Source organism: Mycobacterium sp. NBC_00419, assembly GCF_036023875.1.
GTDB lineage: Bacteria > Actinomycetota > Actinomycetes > Mycobacteriales > Mycobacteriaceae > Mycobacterium.
In genome coordinates, this window is sequence record NZ_CP107931.1 from 2,521,006 (window position 1) to 2,535,230 (window position 14,225).

Here is a 14,225-nt window from a genome sequence, read left to right on the forward strand (position 1 = left end):
GCAGTGTCCGCAGCCGATCCCTACATCGAGACCCGCGAGGCCTGGGTCGAGTTCCCGATCTTCGACGCCAAGACGAGATCGCTGAAGAAGGCGTTCCTCGGCAAGGCCGGCGGCGCGATCGGGCGTAACAACGAGAACGTCGTCGTCATCGAGGCGTTGCGCGACATCACGCTGTCGCTGAAGATGGGCGACCGGGTCGGGCTGGTCGGCCACAACGGGGCCGGCAAGTCCACCCTGTTGCGGCTGCTGTCCGGGATCTACGAGCCGACGCGGGGTTCGGCGACCGTACGTGGCCGTGTCGCACCGGTTTTCGACCTCGGCGTCGGGATGGACCCGGAGATCTCCGGCTACGAGAACATCATCATCCGGGGACTGTTCCTCGGCCAGACCCGCAAGCAGATGGCCGCCAAGGTCGACGAGATCGCCGAGTTCACCGAACTGGGCGAGTACCTGTCGATGCCGCTGCGGACCTACTCGACGGGTATGCGGGTTCGGCTGGCGATGGGCGTGGTCACCAGTATCGACCCGGAGATCCTGTTGCTCGACGAAGGCATCGGCGCTGTGGACGCCGACTTCCTGAAGAAGGCCCAGTCGCGGTTGCAGAGTTTGGTCGAGCGCTCCGGAATCCTGGTCTTCGCAAGCCATTCCAACGAATTCCTGGCGCGGCTGTGCAAGACCGCGATGTGGATCGACCATGGCACGATCAGGATGAGCGGTGAGATCGAGGACGTGGTGCGCGCCTACGAGGGCGAGGATGCCGCCCGGCACGTGCGCGAGGTGCTCGAGGAACACCGAGGCGACTGGTCGCCGACAGAAGAATCGAGCGGCGATTGGGCCACTCAGTGACCGATCTGGTGTGCGCGGTCGTCGTCACCCACCGCCGCCCCGACGATCTCGCCAAGTCGCTCGATGTGCTGTCCACCCAGAGCCGGATGGTGGACCACCTCATCGTGGTCGACAACGATGACGACGAACAGGTCCGGGACCTGGTGGTGGGCCAGCCGGTGCCCACGACCTACCTCGGTTCACGCCGAAACCTCGGCGGTGCAGGCGGATTCGCGCTGGGTATGTTGCACGCGCTGACTCTGGGCGCGGACTGGGTCTGGCTGGCTGACGACGACGGCCGCCCCAAGGACAGCGACGTACTGGCCACGCTGCTGGCCTGCGCGGCGAAGCACGGCCTGGCCGAGGTATCACCCATGGTGTGCGACCTCGACCACCCCGACCGACTGGCGTTCCCGCTGCGGCGCGGCCTGGTGTGGCGACGGCGCGTCGAGGAACTGCGAACCGACGGCGAAGGCCAGGACCTGCTGCCGGGAATCGCGTCGCTGTTCAACGGTGCACTATTCCGCGCGGAAACCCTTACCGCCGTTGGCGTTCCGGACTTGCGTCTGTTCGTCCGGGGCGACGAGGTCGAGCTGCACCGCCGGCTGGTACGCAGCGGGCTCCCGTTCGGCACCTGCCTGGACGCGGTGTACCTGCACCCGTACGGCACCGACGAGTTCAAGCCGATCCTCGGCGGGCGGATGCACACGCAGTACCCCGACGATCCGACCAAACGCTTCTTCACCTACCGGAACCGCGGTTATCTGCTGGCGCAGCCGGGTCTGCGCAAGCTGCTACCCCAGGAGTGGCTGCGCTTCGGCTGGTACTTCCTGGTGACCCGCCGCGATCCGGCCGGACTACGCGAGTGGATTCGATTGCGGCGCATGGGCCGCAAGGAGAGGTTCGGGAGGCCTTCAGCGTGACCTTCACCGACGCCGCCGCACAGTCGAAGACCTTCACCCGGGCCTGGGGTGACCTGATCGACGGCTTCCGCAAGCGCGAGCTCTGGCTGCACCTGGGCTGGCAGGACATCAAGCAGAAGTACCGTCGCTCGGTACTGGGCCCGTGGTGGATCACCATCGCCACCGGCGCCACCGCCGTGGCGATGGGTGCGCTCTACTCGCAGCTGTTCCACCTCAAGCTCTCCGAGCATCTGCCCTACGTGACGCTCGGGCTGATCATCTGGAACATGATCAACGCCTCCATCCTGGAAGGCGCCGACGTGTTCATCGCCAACGAGGGGCTGATCAAGCAGCTGCCCACTCCGCTGAGCGTGCATGTGTACCGGTTGGTGTGGCGGCAGATGATCCTGTTCGGGCACAACATCGTCATCTACGTCGTGATCGCGATGATCTTCCCCAAACCGTGGTCATGGGCCGACTTGACGGTGATCCCGGCGCTGCTGTTGATCATGCTGAACTGCGTATGGGTCTCGTTCTGCTTCGGCATCCTGGCCACCCGCTACCGCGATATCGGCCCGCTGCTGTTCTCGATCGTGCAGCTGCTGTTCTTCATGACACCGATCATCTGGAACGCCGAGACACTCGAGCAGCAGGGCGCGGGCCGGTGGGCCAAGATCATCGAGCTGAACCCGCTGTTGCACTACCTGGACATCCTGCGTGCCCCACTGCTGGGCGCCCATCAGGAGCTGCGGCACTGGATCGTGGTGCTCGCCCTGACGGTGATCGGCTGGCTGCTGGCGGCGTTGGCGCTACGGCAATACCGGGCGCGGGTTCCGTACTGGGTGTAGCACCGGGCGGTTCTCGTCGGACCGTTGGCCTAACGTCAAGATGCGCGCGCACCACCCGTACGGGCGCATTTCAGATGAGTCGCGTGGTCAGACCTGTGTTGTCTCAGGAGAAGGCAACTTGTCGCCGGGTTGAGTATACTCGAACGTATGTTCGATAGTGGTCTTGTCTCCGCTGATGACGGCGCTGTAGTCGCCGCTATCGAGGAGTGGGCCGTCAGTGAGGCGAAGGCCGCCGCGCGCCGGATCGCGGCCGTCGGTGAGCTGGTGCGGCGACGCTGCGGGGACGACGCGCGGGATCGCTGGGCGTGTGATTCCTGGGACGCCGCAGCCGCGGAGGTCTCAGCGGCGTTGGGCATCCCGCATGGCCGTGCCTCGGGCGAGATGCACCTGAGTCAGGCCATGCGGCATCGCCTTCCCCGGGTCGGCGCACTGTTCATGGCAGGCCGGCTGAGCTATCAGGTGTGCAGCGCCATCGGCTGGCGCACCATGCTCGTCGAAGACGAGGAGGCGCTGGCTCTCATCGACAGCGCCCTCGCCGAAGCCGCGGTGCTCTGGGGTCCGATGTCGGAGTACAAACTGGGGCAAGCCATCGACGTGTGGATCGACCGGTACGACCCGGCAGCGCTGCGACGGACACGCGCAAAGGCGCGCAGTCGCGACGTGGAACTGGGATCCCGCGACGACGCGGCGGGCACAACAGCGTTGCGGGGTCGGCTGTTTTCGACGGATGCGGCGATGCTGGATCGCCGGCTCACCCAGATGGCGCATGGTGTCTGCGACGACGACCCGCGCACCATCGCCCAGCGCCGGGCCGATGCCCTCGGCGCGCTGGCGGCCGGTTCCGACCGGCTGGCCTGCACCTGCGGCTCACCCGAATGCCCCGCGGGTTCCGACGATGGCCGCGGGTCGAGCATCGTGATCCACGTCCTGACAGAGGCTGAAGTGCTTGCCGGTGAACCGGATCCGGCCATGTCGGGTGAGACCGAGAAGCTGCGGTTCACGCGGGACACGCCATTGGCCGAGCTGTTGACACCCAGCCCGGAACCCGAGCCGACCGCCAAGCCGTCGACCGCGGTACTCACCGGGCGTGGCGGAATCGTGCCGCCTGCTCTGCTCGCGCAGATGATCCGCTCGGGAGCCAAGGTGCGCTTCCTGCGACGGCCGGGCGACGAGCCGGAACCGGGCTATCGACCCTCGACCGCCTTGGCTGAGTTCGTTCGCCTGCGCGACCTGACCTGCCGATTCCCGAATTGCGATGTGCCAGCGGAGTTCTGCGATATCGACCATACGGTGCCGTGGCCGCTCGGCCCGACACACGCGTCGAACCTGTCGTGCAAGTGCCGAAAACACCACCTGCTCAAGACATTTTGGGAGGGCTGGTCCGATCGACAGTTGCCGGACGGAACGCTCATCTGGACATCGCCGGCGGGCAAGCGCTACGTCACCCATCCCGGCAGCCGATTACTCATCCCGCAGTGGAACACCACGACCGCTGAACTACCCGAGCCATCGGGTGACCCGCCGCGAGCAACGGGCCTGATGATGCCGGCCCGGCGACGAACCCGGGCTGCCCAGCGCGCCTTGAACATCCGGCGTGAGCGTGCGCTCAATGACGTTCTGGTCGCCGACCGCAACGCACCGGCGCCGTTCTGACCCGGTTGCGCAAAATCCCCCGCTCCGTACTGACGCCCGCGTAAATTACTCCCCGGGGTGCTCCTTATATGAGGAGATGACATGCGTCTACGCAGCGCAGGTAAGGCTAGGTATTCCGGGACACTTCTGGCCTGCGCGGCTGCCGCAGGCACGCTCGCGACAGCGGGGCTGGGCTCAGCTCCCGCAGCCAACGCGAGCTGCGCGTCGTTCTTCGGCATCGGCAACAGCGCCGATTGCAGCAGCACCATCACCACCATCGCGATCGCACTCGGCAACAATGCAACCGCCCACGCCGGCGGCCTGTTCGGTGCCGCATTCGCGATCGGCACGGATGCGCAGGCCTACATCGCCAATGGACCCTTCCTGGGCGGCGGCGGGTACTTCAACACCGCGATCGCCGTGGGCACCAAGAGTTACGCGCAGACGGGTGGCCTGTTCTCCATCGCGGTGGCCAGCGGCGACAACACCGGCGCCAATGCCGGCCTGGGCACCAGCCCGTTCACCGGCACAACCCAGATCGGCAACATCACACTGGCATTGCGGGGCCCTGGCCGTCCGCTCGCGGTGAGCGAGTCAGAGGGCATTGGCAACCTTGCCGTGGTGCTCGGGCAAGACCAGACCGCTCAGGCAAGGGGCGTGGGCAATACCGCATTCAGCTTCTTCGGAACCGGCAGTGACGCCGAGGCATTCGGGGCGCTGAGCAACGCCACCAACCTGTTCACCGACCACACCTCGACGGCGAGTTACGACATCTTCCCGCCCAATGCCGCCTTCGCCAGCGTGGCATTCACGATCTTGGGCAAGAGCAACACGGTCGCGGCGGGTCCGGGTCCGTTCGCGGTAGCGGGCCGGGCTTCCACATCAACGACGTCGTAGTGGGCGGGGCCGCGGCTCAACACAAGGCCACCACGTCGGCATCGGCCTCCGTGGCTAAGGCGCCCACCGGACACAAGGCAGCCGCCGCATCAGCGCGGCACGCGAAGAACTAGCCGGGCTCAGCCCGGGTAGGACCCATGGTCGGGTTCGGGCCCGAACCGGAAGCGTCGGCCGGAAACCTCCGACGGCGTCACGCGCACGAAGCGAAGCTTCTCAGTCGCCACCCACGGCAGGAGTTGCGCCCGTTCGGCTTCGTGGACGTCGTCGGCGGCGGTCAACACCTGAGCCGTGCCGCGGACAATCACGCTCCAGCCCTCACTGGTCGTGTGATCGTCGACCTCGAAGAGCACCTTGTCGTTCATCACAGTGCTGAACAACTTGGTGCCCTCCGCGGTCCGGAACAGCAGCGTGCGGTTCTGGGTGACGAAGTTGACCGGGAAGATCTCGAGCTGATCGCCGATATGGGTGACCAGCCGACCCAGCGCGACGCTGTTCAGCAGATCCCAACTCTCGTCAGCGCTGAGTACCGTAATCGGACCCTGTTCGACTGTCATGGCCAGATTTTGCCCCGGCAATGAGTGGCTCGCATAGGGTCCAACGACCCTTCGCCAGCGCGACGATCGACCCCGCGCAACCTGCCGCGACGGCGCCACCCCCGATACCTGGTGAAGCCATTGGGGGGCAACGGAATCCGGTCAGCCGGTCAGCGTCGCCAACTCGGCCCGCAGGTTCTCCTGCGCCAGCGGCTCCCAATGCCGGCGAGCATGCTCGGTGCGGAAGACACCCGGACCGCCCAGCAGACTGGCCAACACCTGCAGACGCCCCTTGCGGAACACGTCGTCGGGGACGTGCCGGTACTCCGCACGGATGGCAGCGGTGTTGGCCACATACCGCTCACGGGGTACGGCCAGTGACGCCAGATCCGCATCGGAGAGCACCTCCCCGTTGTGGTCGCCGGGCGCCGGATCGTGGGTGACGGTCATCCGGATCAACCGGGCCACTTCGTCGACCAACTGCGGTGGCACCCCCAACCCGGACAGGTCGTCCTCAGCCCGGCGGGCGCTGAGCTCCTCGTCGTCGGGGCGTCCCGCGTACACCGAGTCGTGGTACCAGGCAGCCAGTCGGACGGCATCGGCATCCTCGGCGAGAACGGCCAGCTCCTCGACATGACCGAGGATGTCGCGCAGGTGTTCAAGGGAGTGGTAGCGGCGGTGCGGCTCCGACCAGGCAGCCAGCAGCTCGCGGCCGACGTTCTGAGCGCCGGGGTCCGCGGTATGCCGGGCGAGTAACTCCGCCCATCTCTCGAGCAGGTCCTGCACACCTCTATGGTGCACAGGTCACGGCGCTGACGCGAAGCGGCCCGGGGAAACTAAGCTTCAGCGCGTGTCCGAGACAACCCCGGCGGCCCCGCTGAGCCTCAGAACGCAGGTCGTGCGGTTCGTCGTCACCGGTGGCTTGTCCGCGATCGTCGACTTCGGCCTCTATGTCCTGCTGTACAAGGCCGGGGGCGTCCAGGTGGACCTCGCCAAGGCGCTGAGCTTCATCGTCGGGACGATCACGGCCTACCTGATCAATCGGCGCTGGACGTTCCAGGCTCCGCCCAGCCGGTCCCGGTTCCTGGCGGTCATGGCGCTCTACGCGCTGACCTTCGCCGTCCAGGTGGGGCTTAACCACTTCACCCTGCATCTTCTCGACTACCGCACCTGGGCGCTACCCGTCGCGTTCGTGATCGCACAGGGCACCGCGACCGTGATCAACTTCATCGTTCAACGGGTCTGGATCTTCCGGCTGCGGTGACCGTAGGGCCCCGCACGGTACCCTCGTCACGATGTCCACAACCACGACAACCCGGCGCCTGAGCGGCTGGGGACGCACCGCGCCCACCGTCGCCGAGGTGTTGTCGACGCCGGACCCCGAGGTGATCGTCAAGGCCGTGGCGCGCGCCGCCGACGACAATCAGCGCGGTGTGATCGCCCGCGGGCTGGGCCGTTCCTACGGCGACAACGCCCAGAACGGCGGCGGTCTGGTCATCGATATGAGCGCGCTGGACCGCATCCACTCCATCGACTCCGACACCCGCCTGGTCGACGTCGACGCGGGCGTGAACCTCGACCAGCTGATGAAGGCCGCCCTGCCGTTCGGGCTGTGGGTGCCGGTGCTGCCGGGCACCCGCCAGGTCACCGTCGGCGGTGCGATCGGATGCGACATCCACGGCAAGAACCACCACAGCGCCGGCAGCTTCGGCAACCACGTGCGATCGATGGAGCTGCTGACCGCTGACGGGCAGGTCCGCACCGTCACGCCCGACGGCGAAGGCGCCGACGTGTTCTGGGCAACCGTCGGCGGCAACGGACTTACCGGCATCATCCTGCGGGCCACCATCGAGATGACCCCCACCGAGACCGCCTACTTCATCGCCGACGGTGACGTCACCCACACTCTGGACGAGACCATCGCCTTCCACAGTGACGGAAGCGAATCCAACTACACCTACTCCAGCGCATGGTTCGACGCGATCAGCGCTCCGCCGAAGCTGGGCCGCGCCGCCATCTCCCGCGGCTCACTGGCCCGGCTGGACCAGCTTCCCAAGAAGCTGCAGAAGAACCCCCTGAAGTTCGATGCGCCACAACTACTTACGCTGCCCGACGTCTTTCCCAACGGGCTGGCCAACAAGTACACCTTCGGCCCGATCGGCGAACTGTGGTACCGCAAGTCGGGTACCTACCGCGGCAAGGTCCAGAACCTGACGCAGTTCTACCACCCGCTGGACATGTTCGGCGAGTGGAACCGGGCCTACGGGCCGGCCGGCTTCCTGCAGTACCAGTTCGTGGTGCCGACCGAGGCGGTCGACGAGTTCAAGGCCATCATCGTCGACATCCAGCGCTCCGGGCACTACTCGTTCCTCAACGTGTTCAAGCTCTTCGGGCCGGGAAACCAAGCCCCGCTGAGCTTTCCGATCCCCGGCTGGAACGTGTGCGTGGATTTCCCCATCAAGGCCGGGCTCAGCGAGTTCGTCGACGAGCTGGACAGCCGCGTGCTGCAGTTCGGTGGGCGGCTCTACACAGCCAAGGATTCTCGCACCACGGCGGACACCTTCCACGCCATGTATCCACGTATCGACGAGTGGATTGCAGTGCGCCGCAAGGTGGATCCAGACGGGGTATTCATGTCCGATATGGCCCGACGCTTGGAGCTTTACTAAATGGTCTTCGACGCCACCGGCAACCCGCAGACGATCCTGCTGCTGGGCGGAACCTCCGAGATCGGCCTGGCCATCGTCGCGCGTTATCTGCGCAACGCCAAGGCGCGGGTCACCCTGGCGGACCTGCCGAATGCCCCTAAGCGCGATGCCGCCATCGCACAACTGGAGGCCGCCGGCGCGAAGTCGGTGGAATACGTCGACTTCGATGCCCTGGACACCGCCAGCCACCCCGATGTCGTCGAAAAGGCTTGGGCACACGGTGATGTCGACGTCGCAATCGTGGCGTTCGGCATCCTTGGCGATGCCGAGGAACTCTGGCAGAACCAGGCCAAGGCGGTACTGAGCGCCCAGATCAACTACACCGCAGCGGTTTCGGTGGGTGTGCTGATCGGCGAGAAGATGCGCGCCCAGGGCTCCGGCCAGATCATCGCCATGAGCTCGGTGGCCGGTGAGCGAGTGCGTCGCAACAACTTCGTCTACGGTTCCACCAAAGCCGGCCTCGACGGCTTTTACCTCGGCCTCGGAGAGGCCTTGCGCGAGTTCGGTGTTCACGTACTGGTGATCCGGCCCGGCCAGGTGCGCACCACCACCACACTGGAACACTGGAAGGCCACCGGCGCCAAGGAAGCACCCTTCACCGTCAACGCCGACGACGTCGCCGAACTGGCCGTGACGTCGGCCGCCAAGGGCAAGACCCTGGTGTGGGCGCCGGGCCAGGTGCGGGTCCTGATGTCGGTGCTGCGGCACATTCCGCGCCCGATCTTCCGCAAGCTGCCGATCTAGCCCCGCATGCGCAGCGTCTTGGCCACGACCGGCCAGATGGTCGCGGGAGCCTGTGTCGCCGTTGTCGTTTCGGCCATCTCGCTGTTCGCGATCGCCACGGTCGAATGGCCCGCGTTCCCGTCGTCGAACCAGCTGCACGCCCTGACCACCGTCGGCCAGGTCGGCTGCCTGGTCCTGCTGGTCGGCACGGGTTTCCTCTGGCGCCGCGGACGTGCCTGGCTGGCCCGCATCGCCGCGGCGGTCGTCCTCTCGGCGTTTACGGTGGTGACCCTCGGCATGCCGCTGGGCGCCACCAAGCTCTACCTCTTCGGCATCTCGGTGGACCAGCAGTTCCGCACCGAATACCTCGCCAGGCTCACCGAGAGCCCGGCTCTGCGCGACATGACCTACTCCGGTCTGCCGCCCTTCTACCCGCCGGGCTGGTTCTGGCTGGGCGGACGCGCTGCCGCACTCACCGGAACACCGGCCTGGGAGATGTTCAAACCCTGGGCCATCACCTCGATCGCCATCGCGGTGGTGCTGGCAATGGTGTTGTGGTCGGCGCTGATTCGATTCGAGTACGCGTTGGTGGTCACGATCGCCACCGCGGCCGTCATGCTCGCCTACGGCTCGCCGGAGCCGTACGCGGCGATGATCACCGTGCTGATCCCGCCGGTGCTCGTACTGGCCTGGTCGGGCCTGCGCGGAGGGGCCCGCAGCGGCGGCTGGGCCGCCGTCGTCGGCGTCGGGATCTTCCTCGGCGTCGCCGCCACCTTCTACACCCTGCTGCTGGGCTATACGGCGTTCACCGTCGTCGTGATGGCCGTGCTGGTCGCGGTCGGCCGCCGCAGTTTCGGCCCGCTGCTGCGGCTGCTGGTAGCGGGCGTCATCGCCGGGGCCATCGCACTGATCACCTGGCTGCCGTTCCTGCTGCGGGCCGCCAAGGGCCCGATGAGCGACACCGGCAGCGCCCAGCACTACCTGCCCGCCGACGGCGCCGTCCTGACCTTCCCGATGCTGCAGTTCTCCCTGCTGGGCGCGCTGTGCATGCTCGGGACGCTGTGGCTGGTCTGGCGGGCCAGCACCTCGGTACGCGCAGCCGCCCTGGGCATTGGGGTGCTGTCGCTCTACGCCTGGTCGCTGCTGTCGATGCTGACCACCCTGGTCGGCACCACACTGCTGTCCTTCCGGCTGCAGCCCACCCTCACCGTCCTGCTGTCCGCCGCAGGCGCCTTCGGCTTCATCGAGATCGCCGTGGTGATCGCCGCCAGGACCACCCGCAAGGTCATCCCGGTGGCCGCCGCGATCGGGCTGATCGGGGCCATCGGCTTCAGCCAGGACATCCCCGACGTGCTGCGCCCCGACCTGACCGTTGCCTACACCGACACCGACGGCAACGGCCAGCGTGGTGACCGCAGACCGCCCGGCGCCGAGAAGTACTACGACCAGATCGACGGGGCCATCCAGCAGATCACCGGCAGACCCCGCGAGGACACCGTGGTGATGACTGCCGACTACAGCTTCCTGTCCTACTACCCGTACTACGGATTCCAGGGGCTGACCTCGCACTACGCCAATCCGCTTGCCGAGTTCGACAAGCGTGCAGCGGCCATCGAATCGTGGGGTGAGCTCAAGAACACCGACCAGTTCGTCAAAGCCCTCGACACGCTGCCGTGGAAGGCGCCGACGGTGTTCCTGATGCGCCGCGGAGCCAACGACACCTACACCCTGCGACTGGCCCAGGACGTCTACCCCAACCAGCCCAACGTGCGGCGCTACGCCGTCGAACTCAACGCCGAGTTGTTCAAGGGTCCGCAGTTCACCGTCAAGGACATCGGACCGTTCATCCTGGCCATCAGGAATCCGTAGTGACTGGCTCGCGCACCCGGCAATTACCATCTAGCTCCGTGGAGCAGACGCGGGCGAACTATCGGACCGCGCGTCTCGTCGCCGTGATCGCCGGTCTGCTGGGTGCCGCACTGGCGATCCTCACGCCGTTGCTGCCCGTCAAGCAGACCACTGCCGAACTCAACTGGCCACAGAACGGTGTCCTGGACAGCGTCACGGCACCGCTCATCAGCTACGTGGCCACCGACCTGAACATCGAGGTGCCCTGCCAGGCGGCCGCCGGGCTCGCGCCCACCGGCCGGACCGTGCTGCTGTCCACCGTCCCCAAGCAGGCTCCCAAAGCGGTCGACCGCGGCCTTCTGATCCAGCGCGCCAACGACAGCCTGGTCATCGTCGTCCGCAACACCCCCGTCGTCGTGGCACCGCTGTCCCAGGTGCTCAGCCCGGCCTGCCAGAAGGTGACGTTCACCGCCCACGCCGACAAGGTCACCGCCGAGTTCGTCGGCCTGACCAAGGGACCCGACAGTGACGATCCCGGGGCGCCGCTCAAAGGTGAGCGCGGCGGTTACGACTTCCGGCCTCAGATCGTCGGGGTCTTCACCGACCTGACCGGACCGGCGCCGCCCGGCCTGAGCCTGTCGGCCACCATCGACACCCGCTACAGCAGCGCGCCGTCCGCGCTGAAGATGGCCGCGATGGTCCTCGGCGTCGTGCTGACGATCGTCGCGTTGATCGCGCTGCACGTCATGGACACCGCCGACGGAATGCGGCACCGCCGCTTCCTGCCGCCGCGGTGGTGGTCACTGGGCGCACTGGACGGGGTCGTCATCGCGGTCCTGGTGTGGTGGCACTTCGTCGGCGCCAACACCTCCGACGACGGCTACATCCTCACGATGGCCCGGGTCTCCGAGCACGCCGGCTACATGGCCAACTACTACCGCTGGTTCGGCACCCCGGAAGCCCCGTTCGGCTGGTACTACGACCTGCTGGCGCTGTGGGCACACGTGTCGACGGCCAGCGTCTGGATGCGGCTGCCCACGCTGGTGATGGCGCTGGCCTGCTGGTGGATCATCAGCCGCGAGGTGATCCCCCGGCTGGGCCATGCCGTCAAGACGACGCGGGCGGCGGCGTGGACGGCGGCGGGCATGTTCCTGGCGTTCTGGCTGCCGCTGAACAACGGCCTGCGCCCCGAACCGATCATCGCTATCGGCATCCTGCTGACCTGGATCTGCGTGGAGCGCGGCGTCGCCACCAGCCGCCTGCTGCCGGTGGCCTTCGCCTGCATCGTCGGCGCGCTGACCCTGTTCTCCGGCCCGACCGGTATCGCCTCGATCGGTGCGCTGCTGGTGGCCATCGGGCCGCTGCGCACGATCCTGCACCGCCGCTCCCGGCAGTTCGGGCTGCTGCCGCTGCTGGCGCCCATCCTGGCCGCCGCGACGGTGACGATCATCCTGATCTTCCGGGACCAGACCCTGGTCGGGGAGATCCAGGCCAACACGCTCAAGTCTGCCGTCGGGCCGAGCCTGAGCTGGTTCGACGAGCACATCCGCTACGAGCGGCTGTTCATGGCCAGCCCCGACGGCTCGGTCGCGCGGCGGTTCGCCGTCCTGGCCCTGCTGATCGCCGTGGCGGTGTCGGTGGCGATGATCCTGCGCCGCGGCCACATCCCGGGCACCGCCGCGGGGCCGAGCCGGCGCATCATCGGCATCACGATCATCTCGTTCCTGGCGATGATGTTCACCCCGACCAAGTGGACGCACCACTTCGGGGTGTTCGCCGGTCTGGCCGGATCACTCGGTGCGCTGGCGGCCGTCGCGGTCACCGCGCACGTGCTCCGATCCCGGCGCAACCGAACTATGTTCGCCGCGCTGGTGCTGTTCGTGACCGCGCTGTCGTTCGCCAGCGTCAACGGCTGGTGGTACGTCTCCAACTTCGGTGTGCCGTGGTCCAATCAGTTCCCCGAATGGCACTTCGGGTTCACCACGTTCCTGCTCGGGCTGACCGTGCTGACACTGCTGCTGGCCGCGTGGTTCCACTTCTCCGGCCGCGACAACGGCAGCACCGGCCGGCGGCGGTGGTGGTCGGGGATCGTCGGCTCACCGCTGGCGGTGGTGGCCTGGCTGCTGGTGATCTTCGAGGTGCTGTCGCTGACGCTCGGGATGACCGAGCAGTGGCCGGCGTGGTCGGTGGGCCGCTCGAATCTGCAGGCGCTGACCGGCAAGACGTGCGGTCTGGCCGACGACGTCATGGTCGAACTCGACCCCAACGCCGGGACACTCATCCCGATCGGCGTCCCCCTCGGCGCGGGACTGGGCTCGACCGCCGAAGGCTTCACCCCCGGCGGCGTTCCCGCTGACGTCTCCGCCGACCCGGTGCTGGAACCGCCCGGCGGCGGCAGCCTCGCCGAGGACGACGGCGTGGCTACCAGCAGTGAGGCCGGCACCGAGGGCGGTACCACCGCGGCCGCCGGCGTCAACGGCTCCCGCGCCCGGCTGCCCTACGGGCTCGACCCGTCCCGCACCCCGGTGCTGGGAAGCTGGCGCTCGGGCATTCAGCAGCCCGCCAGGCTGCGGTCGGCCTGGTACCGGTTGCCCGACGACTGGCGCTCGTCTCCGCTGCTGGTGGTGTCGGCCGCCGGCCGGTTCGACCAGGACGAGGTCCAGGTGCAATGGGCCACCGACGAGGGCGCTGCCGCCAACAAGCCCGGCGGCGGGCTGGGCTTCGCCGATATCGGCGCCGCACCGGCCTGGCGCAACCTGCGGGCCCCGTTGGCCGCGATCCCGCGCGATGCCACCCAGATCCGCGTCGTCGCCTCAGACGACGACCTTGCCCCGCAACACTGGATCGCGCTGACCCCGCCCCGCATCCCCAAGCTCCGCACGCTGCAGGAGGTCGTCGGCTCCGCCGACCCGGTGCTGCTGGACTGGCTGGTCGGCTTGGCATTCCCCTGCCAGCGGCCGTTCGGCCACCAGAACGGCGTCATCGAGCCGCCGAAGTGGCGGATCCTGCCGGACCGGTTCGGCGCCGAGGCCAACTCGCCGGTGATGGACAACATCGGCGGCGGCCCGCTGGGCATCAGCGAACTGCTGTACCGCGCGGTCACCGTGCCGACCTACCTCAAGGACGACTGGTTCCGGGACTGGGGCGCGCTGCAGCGGCTCAACGCGTTCTACCCCAACGCCCAGCCGGCTCGCCTGGACCTCGGCACCGCCACCCGCAGCGGCTTCTGGAGCCCGGCTCCGCTGCGGCCGACGTAGTCCTTAGGGCTGCAATCCAGTCTCAAATCGGTGCGCCCCCGCAGGCCTTCCA

At 67.5% G+C, this 14,225-nt stretch carries 12 protein-coding genes; 10 read left to right on the top strand and 2 right to left on the bottom strand.

The window, feature by feature from the left end; all coding sequences use genetic code 11:
* Window positions 1-3 precede the first annotated feature (3 nt).
* The 5 genes from wzt to OG976_RS12085 all read left to right on the top strand — a co-directional run bounded on the left by wzt (window position 4) and on the right by OG976_RS12085 (window position 5,104).
* The gene (wzt, locus tag OG976_RS12065) at window positions 4-846 is read left to right on the top strand and encodes a galactan export ABC transporter ATP-binding subunit Wzt/RfbE (protein ID WP_328362333.1); all 843 of its coding nucleotides are present in this window, start codon (window positions 4-6) and stop codon (window positions 844-846) included.
* The gene (gene glfT1 / locus OG976_RS12070; protein ID WP_328362337.1) at window positions 843-1,748 is read left to right on the top strand and encodes a galactofuranosyltransferase GlfT1; all 906 of its coding nucleotides are present in this window, start codon (window positions 843-845) and stop codon (window positions 1,746-1,748) included. Before wzt ends, glfT1 begins: the two co-directional genes overlap by 4 nt.
* Entirely contained in the window at window positions 1,745-2,575 is an 831-nt protein-coding gene (wzm, locus tag OG976_RS12075; RefSeq protein WP_328362342.1) for a galactan export ABC transporter permease subunit Wzm/RfbD, read from the top strand. Before glfT1 ends, wzm begins: the two co-directional genes overlap by 4 nt.
* A 147-nt stretch (window positions 2,576-2,722) precedes the next feature.
* A complete protein-coding gene (locus tag OG976_RS12080) occupies window positions 2,723-4,228 on the top strand; it encodes an HNH endonuclease signature motif containing protein (RefSeq protein WP_328362344.1) in 1,506 nt (501 codons plus the stop codon).
* An 81-nt stretch (window positions 4,229-4,309) separates the two neighbouring features.
* Window positions 4,310-5,104, top strand: a complete 795-nt coding sequence (locus OG976_RS12085) for a hypothetical protein (protein ID WP_328362347.1) — start codon at window positions 4,310-4,312, stop codon at window positions 5,102-5,104.
* A 119-nt stretch (window positions 5,105-5,223) separates the two neighbouring features.
* On the opposite strand, the gene OG976_RS12090 is transcribed toward OG976_RS12085, so the two are convergent.
* Entirely contained in the window at window positions 5,224-5,658 is a 435-nt protein-coding gene (locus OG976_RS12090) for a pyridoxamine 5'-phosphate oxidase family protein (protein ID WP_328362350.1), read from the bottom strand.
* A gap of 141 nt (window positions 5,659-5,799) precedes the next feature.
* Entirely contained in the window at window positions 5,800-6,423 is a 624-nt protein-coding gene (locus OG976_RS12095) for an HD domain-containing protein (protein ID WP_328362353.1), read from the bottom strand.
* 112 nt (window positions 6,424-6,535) lie between these two features.
* Here OG976_RS12095 and OG976_RS12100 point away from each other — a divergent pair, with 112 nt between their 5' ends.
* From OG976_RS12100 to OG976_RS12120, 5 genes are read left to right on the top strand one after another with little or no spacing between them, the layout of a single operon-like run.
* Window positions 6,536-6,901, top strand: a complete 366-nt coding sequence (locus OG976_RS12100) for a GtrA family protein (protein WP_328363475.1) — start codon at window positions 6,536-6,538, stop codon at window positions 6,899-6,901.
* A gap of 31 nt (window positions 6,902-6,932) precedes the next feature.
* Window positions 6,933-8,306: an FAD-binding oxidoreductase gene (locus OG976_RS12105; protein ID WP_328362356.1), complete on the top strand. Its 1,374-nt coding sequence runs from the start codon at window positions 6,933-6,935 to the stop codon at window positions 8,304-8,306.
* Window positions 8,307-9,089, top strand: a complete 783-nt coding sequence (locus OG976_RS12110; protein ID WP_328362359.1) for a decaprenylphospho-beta-D-erythro-pentofuranosid-2-ulose 2-reductase — start codon at window positions 8,307-8,309, stop codon at window positions 9,087-9,089. It abuts the gene before it with no gap.
* A gap of 6 nt (window positions 9,090-9,095) precedes the next feature.
* Entirely contained in the window at window positions 9,096-10,937 is a 1,842-nt protein-coding gene (locus OG976_RS12115; RefSeq protein ID WP_328362362.1) for a galactan 5-O-arabinofuranosyltransferase, read from the top strand.
* Window positions 10,937-14,173 carry an arabinosyltransferase domain-containing protein gene (locus OG976_RS12120; protein WP_328362364.1) on the top strand — a complete coding sequence of 1,079 codons (3,237 nt, stop codon included), beginning with the start codon at window positions 10,937-10,939 and terminating at the stop codon, window positions 14,171-14,173. The genes OG976_RS12115 and OG976_RS12120 overlap by 1 nt, the downstream gene beginning before the upstream one ends.
* Window positions 14,174-14,225: the final 52 nt, after the last annotated feature.

Bases quoted from the DNA above. Each gene is read 5' to 3' on its own strand.
- OG976_RS12085 (WP_328362347.1), top strand. From the start codon at position 4,310: ATGCGTCTACGCAGCGCAGGTAAGGCTAGGTATTCCGGGACACTTCTG.
- OG976_RS12115 (WP_328362362.1), top strand. From the start codon at position 9,096: ATGCGCAGCGTCTTGGCCACGACCGGCCAGATGGTCGCGGGAGCCTGT.
- OG976_RS12080 (WP_328362344.1), top strand. From the start codon at position 2,723: ATGTTCGATAGTGGTCTTGTCTCCGCTGATGACGGCGCTGTAGTCGCC.
- OG976_RS12110 (WP_328362359.1), top strand. From the start codon at position 8,307: ATGGTCTTCGACGCCACCGGCAACCCGCAGACGATCCTGCTGCTGGGC.
- OG976_RS12090 (WP_328362350.1), bottom strand. From the start codon at position 5,658: ATGACAGTCGAACAGGGTCCGATTACGGTACTCAGCGCTGACGAGAGT.
- OG976_RS12105 (WP_328362356.1), top strand. From the start codon at position 6,933: ATGTCCACAACCACGACAACCCGGCGCCTGAGCGGCTGGGGACGCACC.